General features: G+C 71.3%; 15 protein-coding genes. 9 read left to right on the forward strand and 6 right to left on the reverse strand.

Features of this window, described 5'->3' with window-relative positions; genetic code table 11:
- Window positions 1–43 precede the first annotated feature (43 nt).
- The gene (gene nucS / locus ACGF3C_RS09945; protein ID WP_112584054.1) at window positions 44–703 is read left to right on the forward strand and encodes an endonuclease NucS; all 660 of its coding nucleotides are present in this window, start codon (window positions 44–46) and stop codon (window positions 701–703) included.
- An 8-nt stretch (window positions 704–711) separates the two neighbouring features.
- Here nucS and ACGF3C_RS09950 read toward each other — a convergent pair whose 3' ends face one another.
- Together ACGF3C_RS09950 and ACGF3C_RS09955 are read right to left on the reverse strand one after the other, a co-directional pair.
- On the reverse strand, window positions 712–1,368 hold the full coding sequence (locus ACGF3C_RS09950; RefSeq protein WP_355008048.1) for a class I SAM-dependent methyltransferase: 657 nt from the start codon (window positions 1,366–1,368) through the stop codon (window positions 712–714).
- 80 nt (window positions 1,369–1,448) lie between these two features.
- The gene (locus ACGF3C_RS09955) at window positions 1,449–2,945 is read right to left on the reverse strand and encodes an aldehyde dehydrogenase family protein (protein ID WP_357229876.1); all 1,497 of its coding nucleotides are present in this window, start codon (window positions 2,943–2,945) and stop codon (window positions 1,449–1,451) included.
- 308 nt (window positions 2,946–3,253) lie between these two features.
- Between ACGF3C_RS09955 and ACGF3C_RS09960 the strand changes: the two genes are divergently transcribed.
- The 7 genes from ACGF3C_RS09960 (at window position 3,254) to ACGF3C_RS09990 (ending at window position 9,700) form a co-directional block, all read left to right on the forward strand.
- Window positions 3,254–3,619: an FHA domain-containing protein gene (locus ACGF3C_RS09960; RefSeq protein WP_255750185.1), complete on the forward strand. Its 366-nt coding sequence runs from the start codon at window positions 3,254–3,256 to the stop codon at window positions 3,617–3,619.
- A gap of 80 nt (window positions 3,620–3,699) precedes the next feature.
- Window positions 3,700–4,776, forward strand: coding sequence for an alpha/beta fold hydrolase (locus tag ACGF3C_RS09965; protein ID WP_393220474.1), 1,077 nt, complete (start codon window positions 3,700–3,702; stop codon window positions 4,774–4,776).
- 125 nt (window positions 4,777–4,901) lie between these two features.
- Window positions 4,902–6,692 (forward strand): 3-hydroxybutyryl-CoA dehydrogenase, encoded by a 1,791-nt coding sequence (locus ACGF3C_RS09970; RefSeq protein WP_357229880.1) that lies wholly within the window; start codon window positions 4,902–4,904, stop codon window positions 6,690–6,692.
- Between the two features lie 41 nt (window positions 6,693–6,733).
- Window positions 6,734–7,228: a SigE family RNA polymerase sigma factor gene (locus ACGF3C_RS09975; RefSeq protein WP_357229882.1), complete on the forward strand. Its 495-nt coding sequence runs from the start codon at window positions 6,734–6,736 to the stop codon at window positions 7,226–7,228.
- Complete coding sequence (locus tag ACGF3C_RS09980) at window positions 7,225–8,376, forward strand: hypothetical protein (protein ID WP_393220479.1); 1,152 nt, start codon at window positions 7,225–7,227, stop codon at window positions 8,374–8,376. The genes ACGF3C_RS09975 and ACGF3C_RS09980 overlap by 4 nt, the downstream gene beginning before the upstream one ends.
- An 11-nt stretch (window positions 8,377–8,387) precedes the next feature.
- A complete protein-coding gene (locus tag ACGF3C_RS09985; protein WP_357233123.1) occupies window positions 8,388–8,717 on the forward strand; it encodes a hypothetical protein in 330 nt (109 codons plus the stop codon).
- A 173-nt stretch (window positions 8,718–8,890) separates the two neighbouring features.
- A complete protein-coding gene (locus tag ACGF3C_RS09990; RefSeq protein WP_393220483.1) occupies window positions 8,891–9,700 on the forward strand; it encodes an alpha/beta hydrolase in 810 nt (269 codons plus the stop codon).
- Window positions 9,701–9,741: 41 nt separating this feature from the next.
- On the opposite strand, the gene ACGF3C_RS09995 is transcribed toward ACGF3C_RS09990, so the two are convergent.
- From ACGF3C_RS09995 to ACGF3C_RS10005, 3 genes are all read right to left on the reverse strand, one after another.
- Window positions 9,742–10,842 carry an AI-2E family transporter gene (locus ACGF3C_RS09995; protein ID WP_357233125.1) on the reverse strand — a complete coding sequence of 367 codons (1,101 nt, stop codon included), beginning with the start codon at window positions 10,840–10,842 and terminating at the stop codon, window positions 9,742–9,744.
- A 144-nt stretch (window positions 10,843–10,986) separates the two neighbouring features.
- On the reverse strand, window positions 10,987–11,175 hold the full coding sequence (locus ACGF3C_RS10000) for a DUF397 domain-containing protein (RefSeq protein ID WP_393220485.1): 189 nt from the start codon (window positions 11,173–11,175) through the stop codon (window positions 10,987–10,989).
- A 19-nt stretch (window positions 11,176–11,194) separates the two neighbouring features.
- Window positions 11,195–11,458 carry a Scr1 family TA system antitoxin-like transcriptional regulator gene (locus ACGF3C_RS10005; RefSeq protein ID WP_393220488.1) on the reverse strand — a complete coding sequence of 88 codons (264 nt, stop codon included), beginning with the start codon at window positions 11,456–11,458 and terminating at the stop codon, window positions 11,195–11,197.
- 268 nt (window positions 11,459–11,726) lie between these two features.
- On the opposite strand from ACGF3C_RS10005, the gene ACGF3C_RS10010 reads away from it, so the two are divergent.
- On the forward strand, window positions 11,727–12,701 hold the full coding sequence (locus ACGF3C_RS10010; protein WP_393220491.1) for a hypothetical protein: 975 nt from the start codon (window positions 11,727–11,729) through the stop codon (window positions 12,699–12,701).
- 90 nt (window positions 12,702–12,791) lie between these two features.
- Here ACGF3C_RS10010 and ACGF3C_RS10015 read toward each other — a convergent pair whose 3' ends face one another.
- Window positions 12,792–14,936 carry a hypothetical protein gene (locus ACGF3C_RS10015; protein ID WP_393220494.1) on the reverse strand — a complete coding sequence of 715 codons (2,145 nt, stop codon included), beginning with the start codon at window positions 14,934–14,936 and terminating at the stop codon, window positions 12,792–12,794.
- Between the last annotated feature and the right edge of the window lie 32 nt (window positions 14,937–14,968).

The raw sequence follows: 14,968 nt of genomic DNA on the forward strand, positions 1-14,968 counted from the left end.
GCCGCTCGCTGGCGACCGGCGGGTGCTCGGCTACCCTCGTCGGGTGCGGTTGGTCATTGCGAAGTGCTCGGTGGATTACGTCGGACGGCTCTCGGCTCACCTGCCGCTGGCCACCCGGTTGCTGATGGTGAAGGCGGACGGGTCGGTGTCCATTCATGCCGACGACCGGGCGTACAAGCCGTTGAACTGGATGAGCCCGCCGTGTCGGTTGGAGGAGGCCCCCGGTGTGTGGCGGGTCGTCAACAAGGCTGGCGAGGAGCTGCGGATCACCCTGGAGGAGATCTTCCAGGACACCTCGTACGAGTTGGGTGTGGATCCGGGCCTGCGCAAGGACGGGGTGGAGGCGCACCTGCAGGAGTTGCTGGCCGCCAACCCGGGTGCCCTGGGTGAGGGGTTCACACTGGTCCGCCGCGAGTACATGACGGCCATCGGCCCGGTCGACCTGCTGTGCCGGGATGCCAACTCGGGCTCGGTGGCCGTCGAGGTCAAGCGGCGTGGCGACATTGACGGCGTGGAGCAGCTGACCCGCTATCTCGAGCTGATGAACCGTGACCCGCTGCTCAGCCCGGTCGTCGGGGTCTTCGCCGCCCAGGAGATCAAGCCGCAGGCCCGGGTGCTCGCCACCGACCGGGGCATCAGGTGTGTGGTCGTGGACTACGACAAGCTGCGCGGCATCGTGAAGGACGAGCTGACCCTCTTCTGACCGGCGTACTACCCGGTGCGCACCGCGATCAGCGACTTCGGCAGACCGAACACCCGCTCCACCAGCATTGTCGAGTCGGGGAAGTAGTGACGCATCTGCGAGCGGTCCAACAGCTCGGTCCAGAGCACCTGGTGGATGGCGGCGTCGTGGCTGCGGGTCGGCTTGTGCCCCAACGGCCAGCGCCGGGCGAACGCGGTGCGCAGTCGTACCGGCAGGAACTGCATGCCGGGCGCGATCCAGTGTGGCTCGATGGGGAAGTAGCGGTAGGGCGTCTGCACCCAGTGCCGGTCGGCCAGTGAGCGGACGGCGGCGGCGAAGCGGATCCGGCGTTCGTGCCCGCCCACATGCTCCAGCACCGAGTTCGAGAAGACCAGGTCGTAGCCGCCCTTGGTGAGGTGCGAGGGCAGGTCGCAGGCATCGGCCTGCTCGACGTGGGCCCAATCCGGGACGACAGCGGGCGGCTGCTCCAGGTTGACGACTGTCACCCGGGCCGGTCGGACGGTGGCGCGGTGCCAGGTGCCGAGCCGACCACCGAGGTCGACCACGTGCATGTCGCCGATCTCGGGAAAGGTGCGTGCCAGCCAGTCCGAGCGGTGCCGACGCCGTCGGGCGCTCCACGACTGGTCACTGTCGACAAGGCGGTAGCGCAATCGATTGGGGCCCATTTAACGCAATGTACCGCCGTGGACACGGTGACCAAACATGTGGATGCACCGATCCTTGTTGATGATCGGTTATCCGACACTCACCTGCCGTACATGACCTTGATGGCCTTGACGAGTCGGGCCACGTCGGCCGGGGTGCGCTCGAAGGTCATCGACGGCAGCAGCGACCGGGCCCGACGCCTGGTGATCGCCTTGGCCCGACCGAACTCACGCAGGCCGTCCTCCCCGTGGATCCGCCCGAAGCCGGAGTCGCCGACACCACCGAACGGCAGGGTGGACATGCCGGCGAAGGTCAGCGTGGAGTTGATCGACGCCATCCCGGAGCGCAGTCGCCGGGCGATGGCCACCGCGCGCCGCCGGCCGAAGACCGAACCCCCGAGGCCGTACGACAGGGCGTTGGCGCGGGTGAGGGCCTCGTCGGCGTCGCGGACCCGGCTGATGGTCAGCGTGGGACCGAAGGTCTCCTCGCGGACGGCGGCCGACTCCTCCGGAACGTCCACCAGCACGGTGGGGTGGACGTACGGCGGCTGTACCGCGCTCGGGCCGCCGAGCACGGCGCGTCCGCCGGACGTGATGGCGGCGTCGATGTGCCGACGGATCACGTCGATCTGCTTGGGCATGGTGATCGGGCCGATGTCGGTGCCCTCCGGCCCGACCGTCAGCCGACCGGCGCGGCTCACCACCTTGTCGACGAAGGCGTCGAAGACGGCGTCGACCGCGTACACCCGCTCGATGCCGATGCAGGTCTGGCCGGCGTTGGTCATGCCGCCCCAGACGCACGCCTCGGCGGCCGCGTCGAGGTCGGCGTCGCTGTCCACGATCATGGCGTCCTTGCCGCCGCCCTCGATGAGCACCGGGGTCAGCGTCTCGGCGCAGGCGGCCATCACCTTGCGGGCGGTGGCGGTGGAGCCGGTGAAGGCCAGCTTGTTGACGCCGGAGCGGCACAGCGCCGCGCCCACGTCGCCCAGCCCGTGCACGGCGGTGAAGACCGGCTGCTCGGGCACCACCTCGGCGAAGCTGTCCACCAGCCACTGGCCGACGGCGGGGGTGTACTCGCTCGGCTTGAGCACGACGGCGTTGCCGGCGGCGAGGGCGTACGCGGCGGAGCCGATCGGCGTGAAGACCGGATAGTTCCACGGCCCGATCACGCCGACCACGCCGTAGGGCTGATATTCGAGATGCCCGGAGAACTCGGCCAGGATGAGCCGGGACCGCACCCGGCGTGGACCGAGCACGCTGCCGGCGTTGCGGGCGGCCCAGTCGATGTGCTCGATCGCGGTGACGATCTCGACGATGGCGTCGGCGATCGGCTTTCCGCCCTCGACGTGCACCAACTCGGCCAGCTGCTCGATGCGCTTGGCGAGCAGGGCACGCCAGCGCAGCATCCGCTGGCGGCGGCCGGTGAAGCCGAGGCTCGCCCACCATTCGCCCGCGGCGCGGGCGCGGTCGACGGCCTGCCGCACGTCGGCGTCGGTGGCGACCGGGAGGCGACCGGCCTCAGCGCCGGTCGCCGGGCTGGTGGAGACCAACTGACCCGCGTCGATGACCGGAACGCCCGGGATATGCACTGCCGTCATGGCGGAAGTGTAGACCTGAGGATTACTCACCGGTAGGGTCCCCGATTCGGGGCCAGGGGGGCGGCGTCGGACCAACCCGACCGATCGTTGATCAGTGCAGGTCAGGGCGTTGGTATCGGAAATGTCCCGCCCGAATCGTCGAACGGCAGGTGGCCGGGAGGTGACGAGAGGCTGACCGGCCGGTCGGTATTGACGACTACCGTCTGATGGCAAGCTGACGCGCGGAGTGACGGTGTGGGGTGGAGGGCTGACTGTCCATGGAGGAACATCCGGAACTGATGCCGCTGTTGACGGTCGCGGGTGGACCGATGCGCGGCGCGAGCTTTCGCATGCGAGCCGAGATACAGGTGATCGGCCGAGCGCCGACCGGTCAGGTTGTCATCAACGACCCACACCTGAGCCGTCGCCACGCCGAGGTGTGGCTGGCACCGGAGGGCCCGTCCCTGCGGGACCTGGGCTCCACCAACGGCACCTGGCTCAACGACCGGCGGATCACCGAGGTGGAACGACTCTCCGACGGCGACGTGATCCGGCTGGGCCGTACCGAGCTGCGCCTGTTCGACCCCGGGGTGGCGCTCACCGACCCGGTGGGGCTCAGCTTCGGCCCGTCCCGGCGCGACGTCCGACCGACCCTGCCGCTGCCGCTGGCCGCGCCGCCGGGCTCGCGTCGCTGATCGCCTGGCGGCCTGCCACACCGGGTAGGCCCGTTGGGTGGCGGTCCGACACCTGGACCGGCGGGGACACCCGTGGCACCATGCCGCGGATGGAGACCGAGCAGCGGACCGTGACGGCGAACGGCATCACTCAGGCGGTACGGGTGGCCGGCCCGCCGGACGGCACGCCGGTGCTGCTCATCCACGGCAACTGCTCGTCCGCGCTGTTCTGGGAGCCGCTGGTCCGCCGTCTGCCGCCGACGCTGCGGGTGGTCGCCCCCGACCTGCGGGGGTACGGCGACACCGCGACCGCCCCGGTGGACGCCACCCGGGGCCTGCGGGACTTCGCCGACGACGTGGCCGCACTGCTGGACGACCCGACGCTCTTCGACGCCGACGCCGACGCGCGACCGGTGGTGGTCGGGCACTCCCTCGGCGGCGGGGTGGCGATGCGCCTGCTGGTCGACCACCCGCACCGGGTGGGGGCGTTGCTGCTCGCCGCACCGGTCTCCCCGTACGGCTTCGGCGGCACCCGCGACCTGACCGGCACGCCGACCACCCCCGACTTCGCCGGCACCGGCGCCGGCACGGCGAACCGGGACTTCGTCGCCCGCCTGGCGGCCGGCGACCGGAGCACGGACGCGCCGGCCAGCCCGCGCGCCGTGCTGCGAGCCACCTACGTGGCCGATCCCGCCTCGCTGGGCACCGATGAGGAACTGCTGCTGGACACCGTGCTCTCCACCGCCACCGGCGACGACAACTACCCGGGCACGGCGGTGCCGTCGGAGAACTGGCCGGGCACCGCGCCGGGGGAGCGCGGGGTGCTCAACGCGCTGGCGCCGACCTGGTTCCGGCTCGCCGACGAGCTGGTGGCCGTCGCCGAGAAACCGCCGGTCACCTGGGTACGCGGAGACGTCGACGTCATCGTCTCGGACACCTCGCTCTTCGACCTGGCGTACCTGGGTTCGCTGGATCTCGTGCCCGGCTGGCCCGGCGCGGACGCCTGCCCACCGCAGCCGATGGTCGGCCAGACCCGGGCGGTGCTCGACCGGTACGCGGCGGCCGGCGGCGCGTACCACGAGGTGGTGCTGCCCGGCTGCGGGCACAGCCCGCACCTGGAGCGCCCCGCGGAGTTCGTCGCGGAGTTGTTGGCACTGACCAGCGTGGCGGCCGGGTAGCGGCACGGCTGGGTCGTGGGTGACATAGGCCACGGCGTCTCGACAACTCACCGTCACGTGGCAGACTCGCGCGCATAACCTTAGCGGCCGTTCAGTGGCCGTGCGGAGTCCTGGGGAGGCCGGTCGTGGCGCGCGAGTTCAGCACCGTTGGTGTGGTGGGGCTGGGCACCATGGGTGCCGGCATCGTCGAGGTCTTCGCCCGCAACGGCATCGACGTGGTGGCGGTGGAAATCTCGGCACCGGCGCTGGAGCGCGGCCGGGCCACCCTGAAGGGCTCCACCGACCGGGCGGTCGCCAAGGGCAAGCTCGCCGAGGCGGACCGCGACGCCCTGAACGAGCGTGTGCACTTCGCTGTCGGGCTGGACGCGCTGCACTCCGTCGACCTGGTCATCGAAGCGGTGCCCGAGCACCTCGACCTCAAGCAACGGATCTTCGCGGAGCTGGACCGGGTCTGCCGACCGGAGACGATCCTCGCCACCAACACCTCGTCGTTGAGCGTCACCGAGATCTCGGTCGCCACCAGCCGACCCAACCAGGTGATCGGCATCCACTTCTTCAACCCGGCCCCGGTGATGAAGCTGGTCGAGGTGGTCCGCACCGTCGTCACCGCACCCGAGGTGGTCGCCGACGTCGAGGCGCTCTGCGCCCGGCTCGGCAAGGTCGACGTCACCATCAACGACCGGGCCGGCTTCATCGCCAACGCGCTGCTCTTCGGCTATCTCAACCACGCGGTCGGCATGTTCGAGTCGCACTACGCGACCCGGGAGGACATCGACGCCGCCATGAAGCTCGGCTGCGGCCTGCCGATGGGCCCGCTGGCGTTGATGGACCTGATCGGCCTGGACACCGCGTACGAGATCCTGGACACCATGTACCGGCGCGGCGGGCGGGACCGCCGCCACGCCCCGGTGCCGCTGCTCAAGCAGATGGTGACGGCGGGGCTGCTCGGCCGGAAGTCCGGCCGGGGCTTCTACACCTACGAGCGGCCCGGCTCCCCGGTGGTCGTACCGGATGGGGCGACGCCGCCGGCCACCGACGCCGCGCTCGCCGACGGCGCGCGCGCCATCGCGAAGGTCGGCGTGGTCGGCTCCGGAACGATGGCCACCGGGATCATCGAGGTCTTCGCGAAGGCCGGCTACGAGGTCGTCTCGGTCACCCGCGGCATGGAGAAGTCCGCGAAGGTCTGCGAGGCGGTGAAGACCTCGCTCAACAAGGGCGTGGTGCGCGGCAAGCTCACCGAGGCCGACCGGGACGCCGCACTCGGCCGGATCAGCTGGTCCGCCACGCTCGACCACCTCGCCGACGTCGACCTGGTGGTCGAGGCGGTCGTCGAGGAGTTGAGCGTCAAGAAGGCCCTCTTCGCCAGCCTCGACGAGATCTGCAAGCCGGGTGTGGTGCTGGCCACCACCACCTCGTCCCTGCCGGTGATCGACGTGGCGATGGCCACCCAGCGTCCGGCCGACGTGGTGGGGCTGCACTTCTTCAACCCGGCCCCGGTCATGCCGTTGGTCGAGGTCGTCCGCACCATCCGCACCTCCCCGGAGGCCACCGCCACCGCCCGCGCCGTCTGCGCCGCGCTCGGCAAGACCGGCGTTGTCTGCGGCGACCGGTCCGGCTTCATCGTCAACGCGCTGCTCTTCCCGTACCTGAACGACGCGGTGAAGATGCTGGAGGCCAGCTACTCGACGGCCGACGACATCGACCACGCCATGAAGTTGGGCTGCGGCTACCCGATGGGCCCGTTCGAACTGCTCGACGTGGTCGGCCTGGACGTCTCCCTGGCCATCCAGCGCGAGCTGTACCTGGAACTGCGCGAGCCGGGTTTCGCGCCCGCGCCGCTGCTGGAACACCTGGTCACCGCCGGCTACCTGGGCCGCAAGACCCGCCGCGGCTTCCGCGACCACTCGCACCGCTGAGCGGTGTCAACAGTGCGCGCCGGTGACGGCGTCTGAGTGGTGTGACCTTCGAGGAATACGTCAGCAGTCGCGGGCCGGCGCTCGTCCGGCTGGCCCGACTGCTGACCGGTGACGAACACCGGGCCGAGGACCTCACCCAGGACGTGTTGGCACGCGCGTACGTGCACTGGCGCAAGATCGCACGTGCCGACCATCCGGACGTCTACGTGCGCCGGATGCTGGTCAACGCCAACACCTCCTGGTGGCGCCGCCGATCCAGCAGGGAGTTGGCCACGGCCGAGTTCGCCGACCGGCCTGGGCGCGGGGACCTGGGTGGCGATGCGGCCGACCGGGACGAGATGTGGCGGCTGATCCTCGGCCTGCCCGACCGGCAGCGCGCGGTGCTCGTGCTGCGCTACTACGAGGACCTTGACGACTTGAGCATCGCCCAGATTCTCGGTTGTTCCCCGGTCACCGTCCGCACCCACGCGATGCGGGCGCTCAGCCAGCTGCGGGAGCGCCACGGCGTTCCCACGACGAACGGGAGCCGGCCGTGACCAACCTTGACGAGCGGATCGCGCGGGCACTCCGGGAGAAGGCCGACGGGCCCGTGGACACCGACAGCCTGCTGACGGCGGCGGTGAACGGGGGACGGGCCCGGCGACGGCGACGGCGTGCCGTCATCGGGGCAGCGCTCGGCGTCGCGGTGCTGCTCGGGGCCGGCGTGGCGGTGCGTACGCCGTCGGCTGCGCCTCCCCAGCCGGCCGTCACGCCCAGCCCGGTCGTGGTCACGCCGCCCCGGGCACCGGGGGTGCCGGGGGCCGCGGAGCGCCCCGCCCTGATCGGCACGGACCCACAGGTGCTGCACTTCGGGGTCGATCCGACAGCGGCGGAGCCGGTCGCCTGGCGCTCCGCGGGCCAGGTCGAGAGCATGCGACTGGACCTGGGTGGCGGCGTGCAGGCGATGGTGATCGTCGCCGCTGACCCACTGACGGCCGAGACCGGTGACCCGAGTCAGTTTCGGGACATCGGCCCCGACAAGGCCACCGTCACCAGCGACAGGGATCTCGCCCCGCCCCGCCAGGACGTCGACGCCGCATCAAGGTACAACGGGGTGATACGTCAGCTCGACAGGGTCACGAAGGGTTGGGTGCTGCGCTGGCAGCCCGTTCCGGGCCTGTACGTCCGGGTCGCGGCTCTCGGGGAGACCAGCGCCGAGGTCCGCCGGGCGGCGGCGGCGCTGCGGTTTGACGAAGCCCGTCGTTGCGTCGCGCCGGTTCGATTGACCGCCTTGCCCCCGGGTGCACGAATCAGCGCGTGCGAGGTGGCGGTGCGGCAACTGGTCTGGCCCCGCATCGTGAACGTGGCGGGAACCACGATGCCGACGCAGATGCCAGTCGCGGCCTCGGACCACACCGAAGCGGTGCTGACAGTCGCTCTCAGGGGCGCGGCCACCTTGCCGGTGCGGCTCGACTACTCACCCCGTCCATCCTCGCCCGACCGGGCCAAGGCCAATCGCGAGATCGCCGGCAGGCCGGTGTTCGACATGGGCGACTTCTGGCACGTGCTCGGAATTCCGAACACCCTGCTGTCCATGGGGTACGAGAACCGCTGGGAGCGGTCGCCCACGGACGCAGAGGTCAGCACGGTTATCGGCGGGCTCCGGGTCGCCGACGACCTTGGCGAGCCGGCCAGCTGGGAGTGACCGTAACCTTGGTGACTGTGAGCCCCCGTCGCAATCGCCCTCGCCGGGACGACAACGCCAACCTGGACGCCGACCGCGTCCGGCAGGGCGTCGCCTCGGTCCAGCAGTGGACCGACGGTGCCTGGCAGGTACGCGGCATCGGCGCCGGGGCGTCGGTCAAGACGTACCGCTGCCCCGGTTGCAACCAGGAGATCCGACCGGGGGTGGCGCACCTGGTCGCCTGGCCGGCGGACGGCCTGGGTGACCTGACCGACCGGCGGCACTGGCACAGCGGTTGCTGGCGGGCCCGGGAGCGGCGCGGCCCGGCGGTGCAGCGGGGCCGGAGCTCCCCGCGCTACTGAACGACCGGGCCCGGGGCGCTGCCGCTGGACTGAGCCGATTGCCCCGGGCGTTGCGGTGCCCGGGGTGAGCCGACCGCCCGGGTAAGGGCTCGGGGACCTGCCCGATAGCGACCTGGGTCACCCTGTTCGTGCCTGGGCGGGCGGCGGCGGCGACTTCGCGACAGACTTGGACGGTGAGCACAGCGATCCGCGCGTCGTCGATCCTGCCCGGCCGCCGGGAGGACATCGAGCTGCACACCGCCGACGGTCTGCGACTGGTCGGTGAGCTGGCCCTGCCGGCCGACCGGCCGCCGGTGGCCACCCTGGTCTGCCTGCACCCGCTACCGACCCACGGCGGAATGATGGACAGCCACGTGTTCCGCAAGGCGGCCTGGCGCCTGCCCGCGCTGGCCGACCTGGCGGTGCTGCGGTTCAACACCCGGGGCACCAGCAGCGTGCGCGGCACCAGCGAGGGAGCCTTCGACGGCGCGGTGGGCGAGCGGTACGACGTGGCCGCCGCCATCGAGTACGCGGAGTTCGCCGAGCTGCCCAACATCTGGCTCGTCGGCTGGTCGTTCGGCACCGACCTGGCGCTGAAGTACGGCTGCGATCCGGCGATCGCCGGGGCGATCCTGCTCTCCCCGCCGCTGCGCTTCTCCGCCCCCGAGGACCTGGCCACCTGGGCCAACTCGGGTCGGCCGCTGGTGGCGCTGGTGCCGGAGTTCGACGACTACCTGCGCCCCACCGAGGCGCGGGAGCGGTTCTCCGCCGTGCCACAGGCCGAGGTGGTCGGGGTGCCGGGTGCCAAGCACCTCTGGGTGGGCGACGCGGAGACGGTGCTCGACGAGATCGTCCGGCGGGTCAACCCGGCTGTTGAGGTGCCGCTTCCGACAACCTGGGACGGCCCGATGGAGTCCGGCGACGTCAGCGCGTACGCCGACCGGACGGTGGCTGCCTTCGCCGACACCCCCGTCCCCGGCCCGGCCGCGACCAAGGCGGACTGACCCGAGCGCCCGCAGCCCGGCCGCCGCTCAGGGGCTGATGCTCAGCGGCGCTCCTGGCGGGGCAGCACCACCTCGCGCAGGATCAGTTGCAGCGCGGCCACCGTGGGGATGGCGATCAGCGCGCCCACCACACCCAGCAGCGCCACTCCGAGCAGCGCGGCGAGCAGGGCCGCCACCTCGTTGACCTCGACCGAGCGCCGCATCACCTTCGGGTAGATCAGGTAGTTCTCCACCTGCTGGTAGATGAGGAAGAACACCGCGCAGGCGATGCCGGTGGGCAGGTCGGCGGCGAAGCCGACCAGGCTCACGATCACCGCGCCCAGGGTTGCGCCGATCTGCGGGATCAGGTCGGTCACCGCGACCACCACTGCCAGCGCGAACGGGTACGGCAGGTCGACGATCAGCGCGAAGACGAACGTGGTCGCGCCGGCCAGCACCGCGATGCTCAGCGCGCCGACCATGTAGGCGCCGACCTTGGCCAATATTTCGTCACCGATCAGCTGCACCCGCTCCCGCCGGGAGCGGGGCACCAACGAGTAGCCCAGCGAGCGCAGCTTGTCGAAGTACGCCAGGAAGTAGATGGTCAACACCAGCACGGTCAGCGTCCGGAACACCGTGCCGAAGATCAGTTGGGCCCCGCCCAGCACCCCGCCCAGCGCTCGGCCGACAGTCTGCGCGTTGGCTGCGCCCTGCACCCGCTCCACCACGTCGTACCGCTCCACCAGGTCATTGACCGTCGGGTTGCGGCGCAACTCGTCGAGCAGGCTTGGGATCTGGTCGATGAACTGCCCCGACTGGGTGACGATCGGCGGGACCAGCGCCACGATGCCGCCGCAGAGCAGCAACACCACAGTGAGGGCGACCCCCGCCACCGCCAGGCCGTGCGGCACACCCCAACGGCGCAGTCGGACCACCGCCGGGTTGAGGCCGACCGCGAGGAAGAGCGCGATCACCACCAGCACCAGGATGCCGCCGGCATTCCGAATCCCCAGATAGAGGGTGTACGCCAGCAGCACGCCCAACGCACCGGTGAAGCCGAGCAGGAAGCTGCTGCGGCGCAGTGGCCGCCCCGGTGTGCCGAATTTTCCGGACGGGACCGCCGGCGGCTCGTCCGGGTCGACCCCCGGGACGGGAACCGGCACCGGCGGCGGAGTCTCGATCGGCGGTGGCGTCTCGGTCGACGGTGGTGTCTCGGCCGACGGTGGCGCTGTCGGCGGCCGGGGATTGGCGGGCACGTCTGGGTCGTCGCCGGACGGGTCGTGCTGTGGCACCAGGAACCTCCCGGCTCAGGCCGTCGGACGACGGGCGACGGCCACGAACGCCCGCCACGCGGCCGGCGCGAACACCAACAGCGGGCCGGACGGATCCTCACTGTCCCGCACTCCCACCATCCCGGGCAGGTTGTCCGCCACCTCGACGCACGCACTGTTGCCGCTGCGAGTGGAGGTGCGCCAAACTGCGCCGGTCAGGTCCATGAGGTCACAACTTTCTTCATCAGTTCGATCGACTGCGGCGAGACAACGCAGCGTTTCTGATCATCTCCCAACGCGCCAGCAGCGTAGCCACCTCATGGTCGCCATCAACCACGAGACCGTCAATCTGATGCTCCATGTGCCCCACCCAACCACCGTCGGTGCCTCGGGCCAGATTGAACGGTCCGGAAGGGCCGACGTGCAGCCCGGTGTCGGCCGGAACGATGTGCGGGCTGACGTGTGGTCGCTCCAGACTGGCGGCGAGGTGGGTGATCTGCTCGACCACCAACCCGCGAACCTCCTCGCCGGCACGCCGCAGCACCAACTCCGACGGGCTCCAGTTCAGGCGGGAGGGCACGTACCCCGATGTCGGGGGTGCCGCAGCCGGGGCTCGGTCCGTACCCCGTGTTTTCCCGACCCCGCCGCGCGCGGACGCCGCGGGACGTCGCCTCGACCCCGCCGACCCGCGGATCTTGGACACTTTCCGTCACGCCATGACGGGAACTGTCCAAGATCTGGTGGTGGGGCGGCGCTGAGGTGCGAAAGCTGTTCGGATGCTGCCCGCCGATGACGCCGACGCACTCGACTGGCTCGCCTTCGAGCAGGCGGGCGTGCTGACGACCGCGCAGGTCGCCGGGTTGCTCAGCGAAGCGCGGGTGCGGGGCCGGATCCGCTCCGGTCGGTGGCGGTCGATCTGCCGAGGGATCCTGCTGGCCGGTAACGGTCGACTCACCCGCGACCAGCAACTGTGGGTGGCGGTGCTGGCGGCCGGGCCGGGGGCGGTGCTGGCCGGGGTGTCCGCCGCCGCCGAAGCCGGGGTACGGGGACTGCGACGCGAACCGCTGCACGTGCTGGTGCCGGCAGCCCGCCGTGCCGCGCGGACCACCCTGCGTCGACTTCCGATCGACATGCCTGCGGTGCTGGTGCATCGCACGTCGGTGTTGCCGGAATCGCACCGCCAACTCGCCCGTCCGCCGCGCACCACGCTGGCCAGGGCGCTGGTCGACGCGGCGGGGTGGGCGGTCAGCGTGGACGAGGCGCAGTCGGTGCTGGCCGCCGGCTGCCAGCAACGCCGGGTGCTGCCCGAGGAGTTGCGGGCGGTGCTCGACGTCCTCCCTCGGGCCCCCCGTCGGCGGCTGATCGGGCAGACCATCAGTGACATCGCGGGCGGCGCCCAGGCGCTCTCGGAGATCGACTTCCTGCGGCTGTGCCGCAGACATCGGCTGCCCGCCCCGGGCCTGCAGGAACACCGGGTCGACGCGGCCGGCAGGAACCGCTGGTTGGACGCGTACTGGCGGGAGTGGCGGGTGCAGGTGGAGATCGACGGCGCGCACCACATGGATGCCAGGCAGTGGGCTGCCGACATGCGTCGGCAGAACGACGTCTGGACCAGCGGCGACCGGATTCTGCGCTTCCCGGCCTGGCTGGTCCGCGCTCGCCCGGACGAGGTGGCCGACACCGTCCGCCGCGCCCTCGTCGCAGCCGGCTGGACCCCCACCGTGCCCCTACGTCACCCGGCGCAGAAGTGAATCTTGGACAGTTTCCGTCAACGCGGCGGGCTCAAGCGGTGGTTGACGGAAACTGTCCAAGATTTGGAAGCTTCGACGGGTGGGTGCCCGTCACTCCTTCTCGATGGTGACCTTGCTGGGCTTGGCGCTGCGTTCGTCGGTGGTCGGCTTGGTGGGTCGCTTGCCGTTCTCACCGGTGCTAGTGATCTTGGTGGGTTTGGCGCCCCGGCCACCCTCGCCCGGAACGGCGGCCACTGTCGGCTCCCCGTCCACCCCGGCGCTCGCCGTGCCACCATCCACAGTGGTCACCGGCTCGGCCACTGGCCGCGTCGTGGACTGCCCGGACTCGTCCGCGGCGGCGTTCACCGGCTGCCTGGTGTCGGCGGGCTCCGTCTTCAGCCCGGCGCCCGCGTCCGACCCGGAGGCCGCACCCGACCCGGAGGCCGCACCCGACCCGGAGGCCGCGCCCGACCCGGCGCCCGCGCCGGCGGTAACGCTCGCGCCGTCGTCCCCACCACCGGGTACGCCTTCGCTCGCGCTGGCGTCTCCGGCCGGCGCGGTCGGGCCGTCGATCGGACCGGCGACACTCTGCAACCGCAGCTCGGACATCTGACGCTGGAGCTCGTCGGACTCCTGCCGGGCCTTCCACGTCTCCTGCCGCAGATCCGCCAACTGCTGCTGGGCCTGGGCGATTTCCAACATCACCTGGGCCAACTGCTGACGACCCGCCGCAGACTCCTGCTGGGTCGCCGCCAGGTGCTGCTGGGTGGTGGCCAGGTGCTGCTGCGTGGTGGCCGCGTACTCCTCGAACTGCCGCCGGGACGCCGCGACATGCTCGTCGGCCTTGCGGCGCTTGTCGCTGGCCTCGGCCTCGGCCCGGCTCAGCAGCTCGGCGGCCTCCGCCTCGGAGCGCTGGCGCAGCCCCGCCGCGTCCTGCTCGGCCGCCTGACGGATGCCGGCCGCGCCCTGCTCGATCTCGTTCTTGCGAGCCGTGTACTCGCTTTCCAGCTCGTTCTTCCGGGTGGAGTATTCGGTTTCCAGCTCGTCCCGACGGGTGGTGAACCCGGTCTCCAACTCCTGCTGACGGCTGGCGAGCCCGGCCTCCAGCTCCTGCTGGCGCGACGCGTGGTGCTTGTCCAACTCGTCGCGGCGCTTGGCGAACTCCTGCTCGGCCGCGGACCGTCGCTGCGCCAACTCCCGATCGGCCGCCTCCCGACGGGAGTTGACCTCCTGCTCCACCCCGGCCCGCCACGCGCCCAGCTCCTGCTGGGTCTGCGCCCGGGTGTGCTGCACGTACGCCTCGGTCTCGGTGCGCATTCGCTGTACGTACGCCTCGGTCTCGGCGCGGCTGCGCTTCGCCGATTCGGTGGCCTGCGTCGTCAGCCGCTCGGCCTCCTGCTGCGCCTTGGCGCGGGTCGCCCGACCGGCCATCGACGCGTCGTCGATGATCTGCTTGGCCTCCTGCTGCGCCTTGGCGTGGGTGGCTCGCCCCGCTTCGGTCGCGGTGTCGGTGAGCCGCTTGGCCTCCTGGAGCGCCTTGGCGTGCACCTCCTTGGCCGCGTCGCGCAGATCGCTGGCCTCCTGCCGGGCGTTGGCCAGCGTCTCGCGGGCCGTCTCGCGCAGCTTGGTGGCCTCCTGCTGGGCCCGAGTGTGGATCTCCTTGGCGGAGTCCCGCAGTTGGGTGGCCTCCTGCTGGGCCTTCGCCAGAGCGTCCTGCGCGGCCTTGCGCAACTGCGCCGACTCGTCCTTCGCCGACCGCAGGGCGGCGTCCGCCTCGGCCCGCTGCGCGGCGCTGTGCCGCTCCTCCTCCGCCCGTCGGGCGGCGAGGGCGAGTTCGAAGTCCTTCAGTGCCCGGTCGGCCTGCTCGCGGGCCTCCTCGATGATGTGCTCGGCAGCGGCCCGCCGGGCCTCGATCTCGCCGTTCGCGTCGCCGAGGATCTCCTCCGCCTGTTCCTCGGCGAGAGCGAGGATCGACTCGACCCGTGGACCGAGGTGCCGGAACGACGCCCGGTCGACCACGTTCATCTGCTTGCGCACCTGGGTCAGGTCGCGCTGGAGAACCTCGACCTGGCCGGCGAGCTTGTGGATCTGTGTGTACGCCTGTTCCCGTTCGGAGGCGAGGGTCGCGATCTCGTGCTCAGCACGTGCGACATAACGGTCGACCTGTTTCTTCTCGTACCCCCGCAGAGCGGACTCGAAGCTGGGCTCCGTCGTCACGTCCCCGCCGAGAGCGAACAGTTCCTCGCCGTGCGACATGCCCCCATCCTCACACGCAACGGGCCCTGCTG

The organism is Micromonospora sp. NPDC047762 (assembly GCF_043204655.1).
In the GTDB taxonomy this organism is placed as follows: domain Bacteria; phylum Actinomycetota; class Actinomycetes; order Mycobacteriales; family Micromonosporaceae; genus Micromonospora.

What these genes read in the sequence shown, in the direction of transcription:
- ACGF3C_RS10015 (WP_393220494.1), bottom strand. Translation starts at nt 14,936, where the DNA reads ATGTCGCACGGCGAGGAACTGTTCGCTCTCGGCGGGGACGTGACGACG.
- ACGF3C_RS10010 (WP_393220491.1), top strand. Translation starts at nt 11,727, where the DNA reads ATGCTGCCCGCCGATGACGCCGACGCACTCGACTGGCTCGCCTTCGAG.
- ACGF3C_RS09960 (WP_255750185.1), top strand. Translation starts at nt 3,254, where the DNA reads ATGCGCGGCGCGAGCTTTCGCATGCGAGCCGAGATACAGGTGATCGGC.
- ACGF3C_RS09965 (WP_393220474.1), top strand. Translation starts at nt 3,700, where the DNA reads ATGCCGCGGATGGAGACCGAGCAGCGGACCGTGACGGCGAACGGCATC.
- ACGF3C_RS10000 (WP_393220485.1), bottom strand. Translation starts at nt 11,175, where the DNA reads ATGGACCTGACCGGCGCAGTTTGGCGCACCTCCACTCGCAGCGGCAAC.
- ACGF3C_RS09955 (WP_357229876.1), bottom strand. Translation starts at nt 2,945, where the DNA reads ATGACGGCAGTGCATATCCCGGGCGTTCCGGTCATCGACGCGGGTCAG.
- ACGF3C_RS09950 (WP_355008048.1), bottom strand. Translation starts at nt 1,368, where the DNA reads ATGGGCCCCAATCGATTGCGCTACCGCCTTGTCGACAGTGACCAGTCG.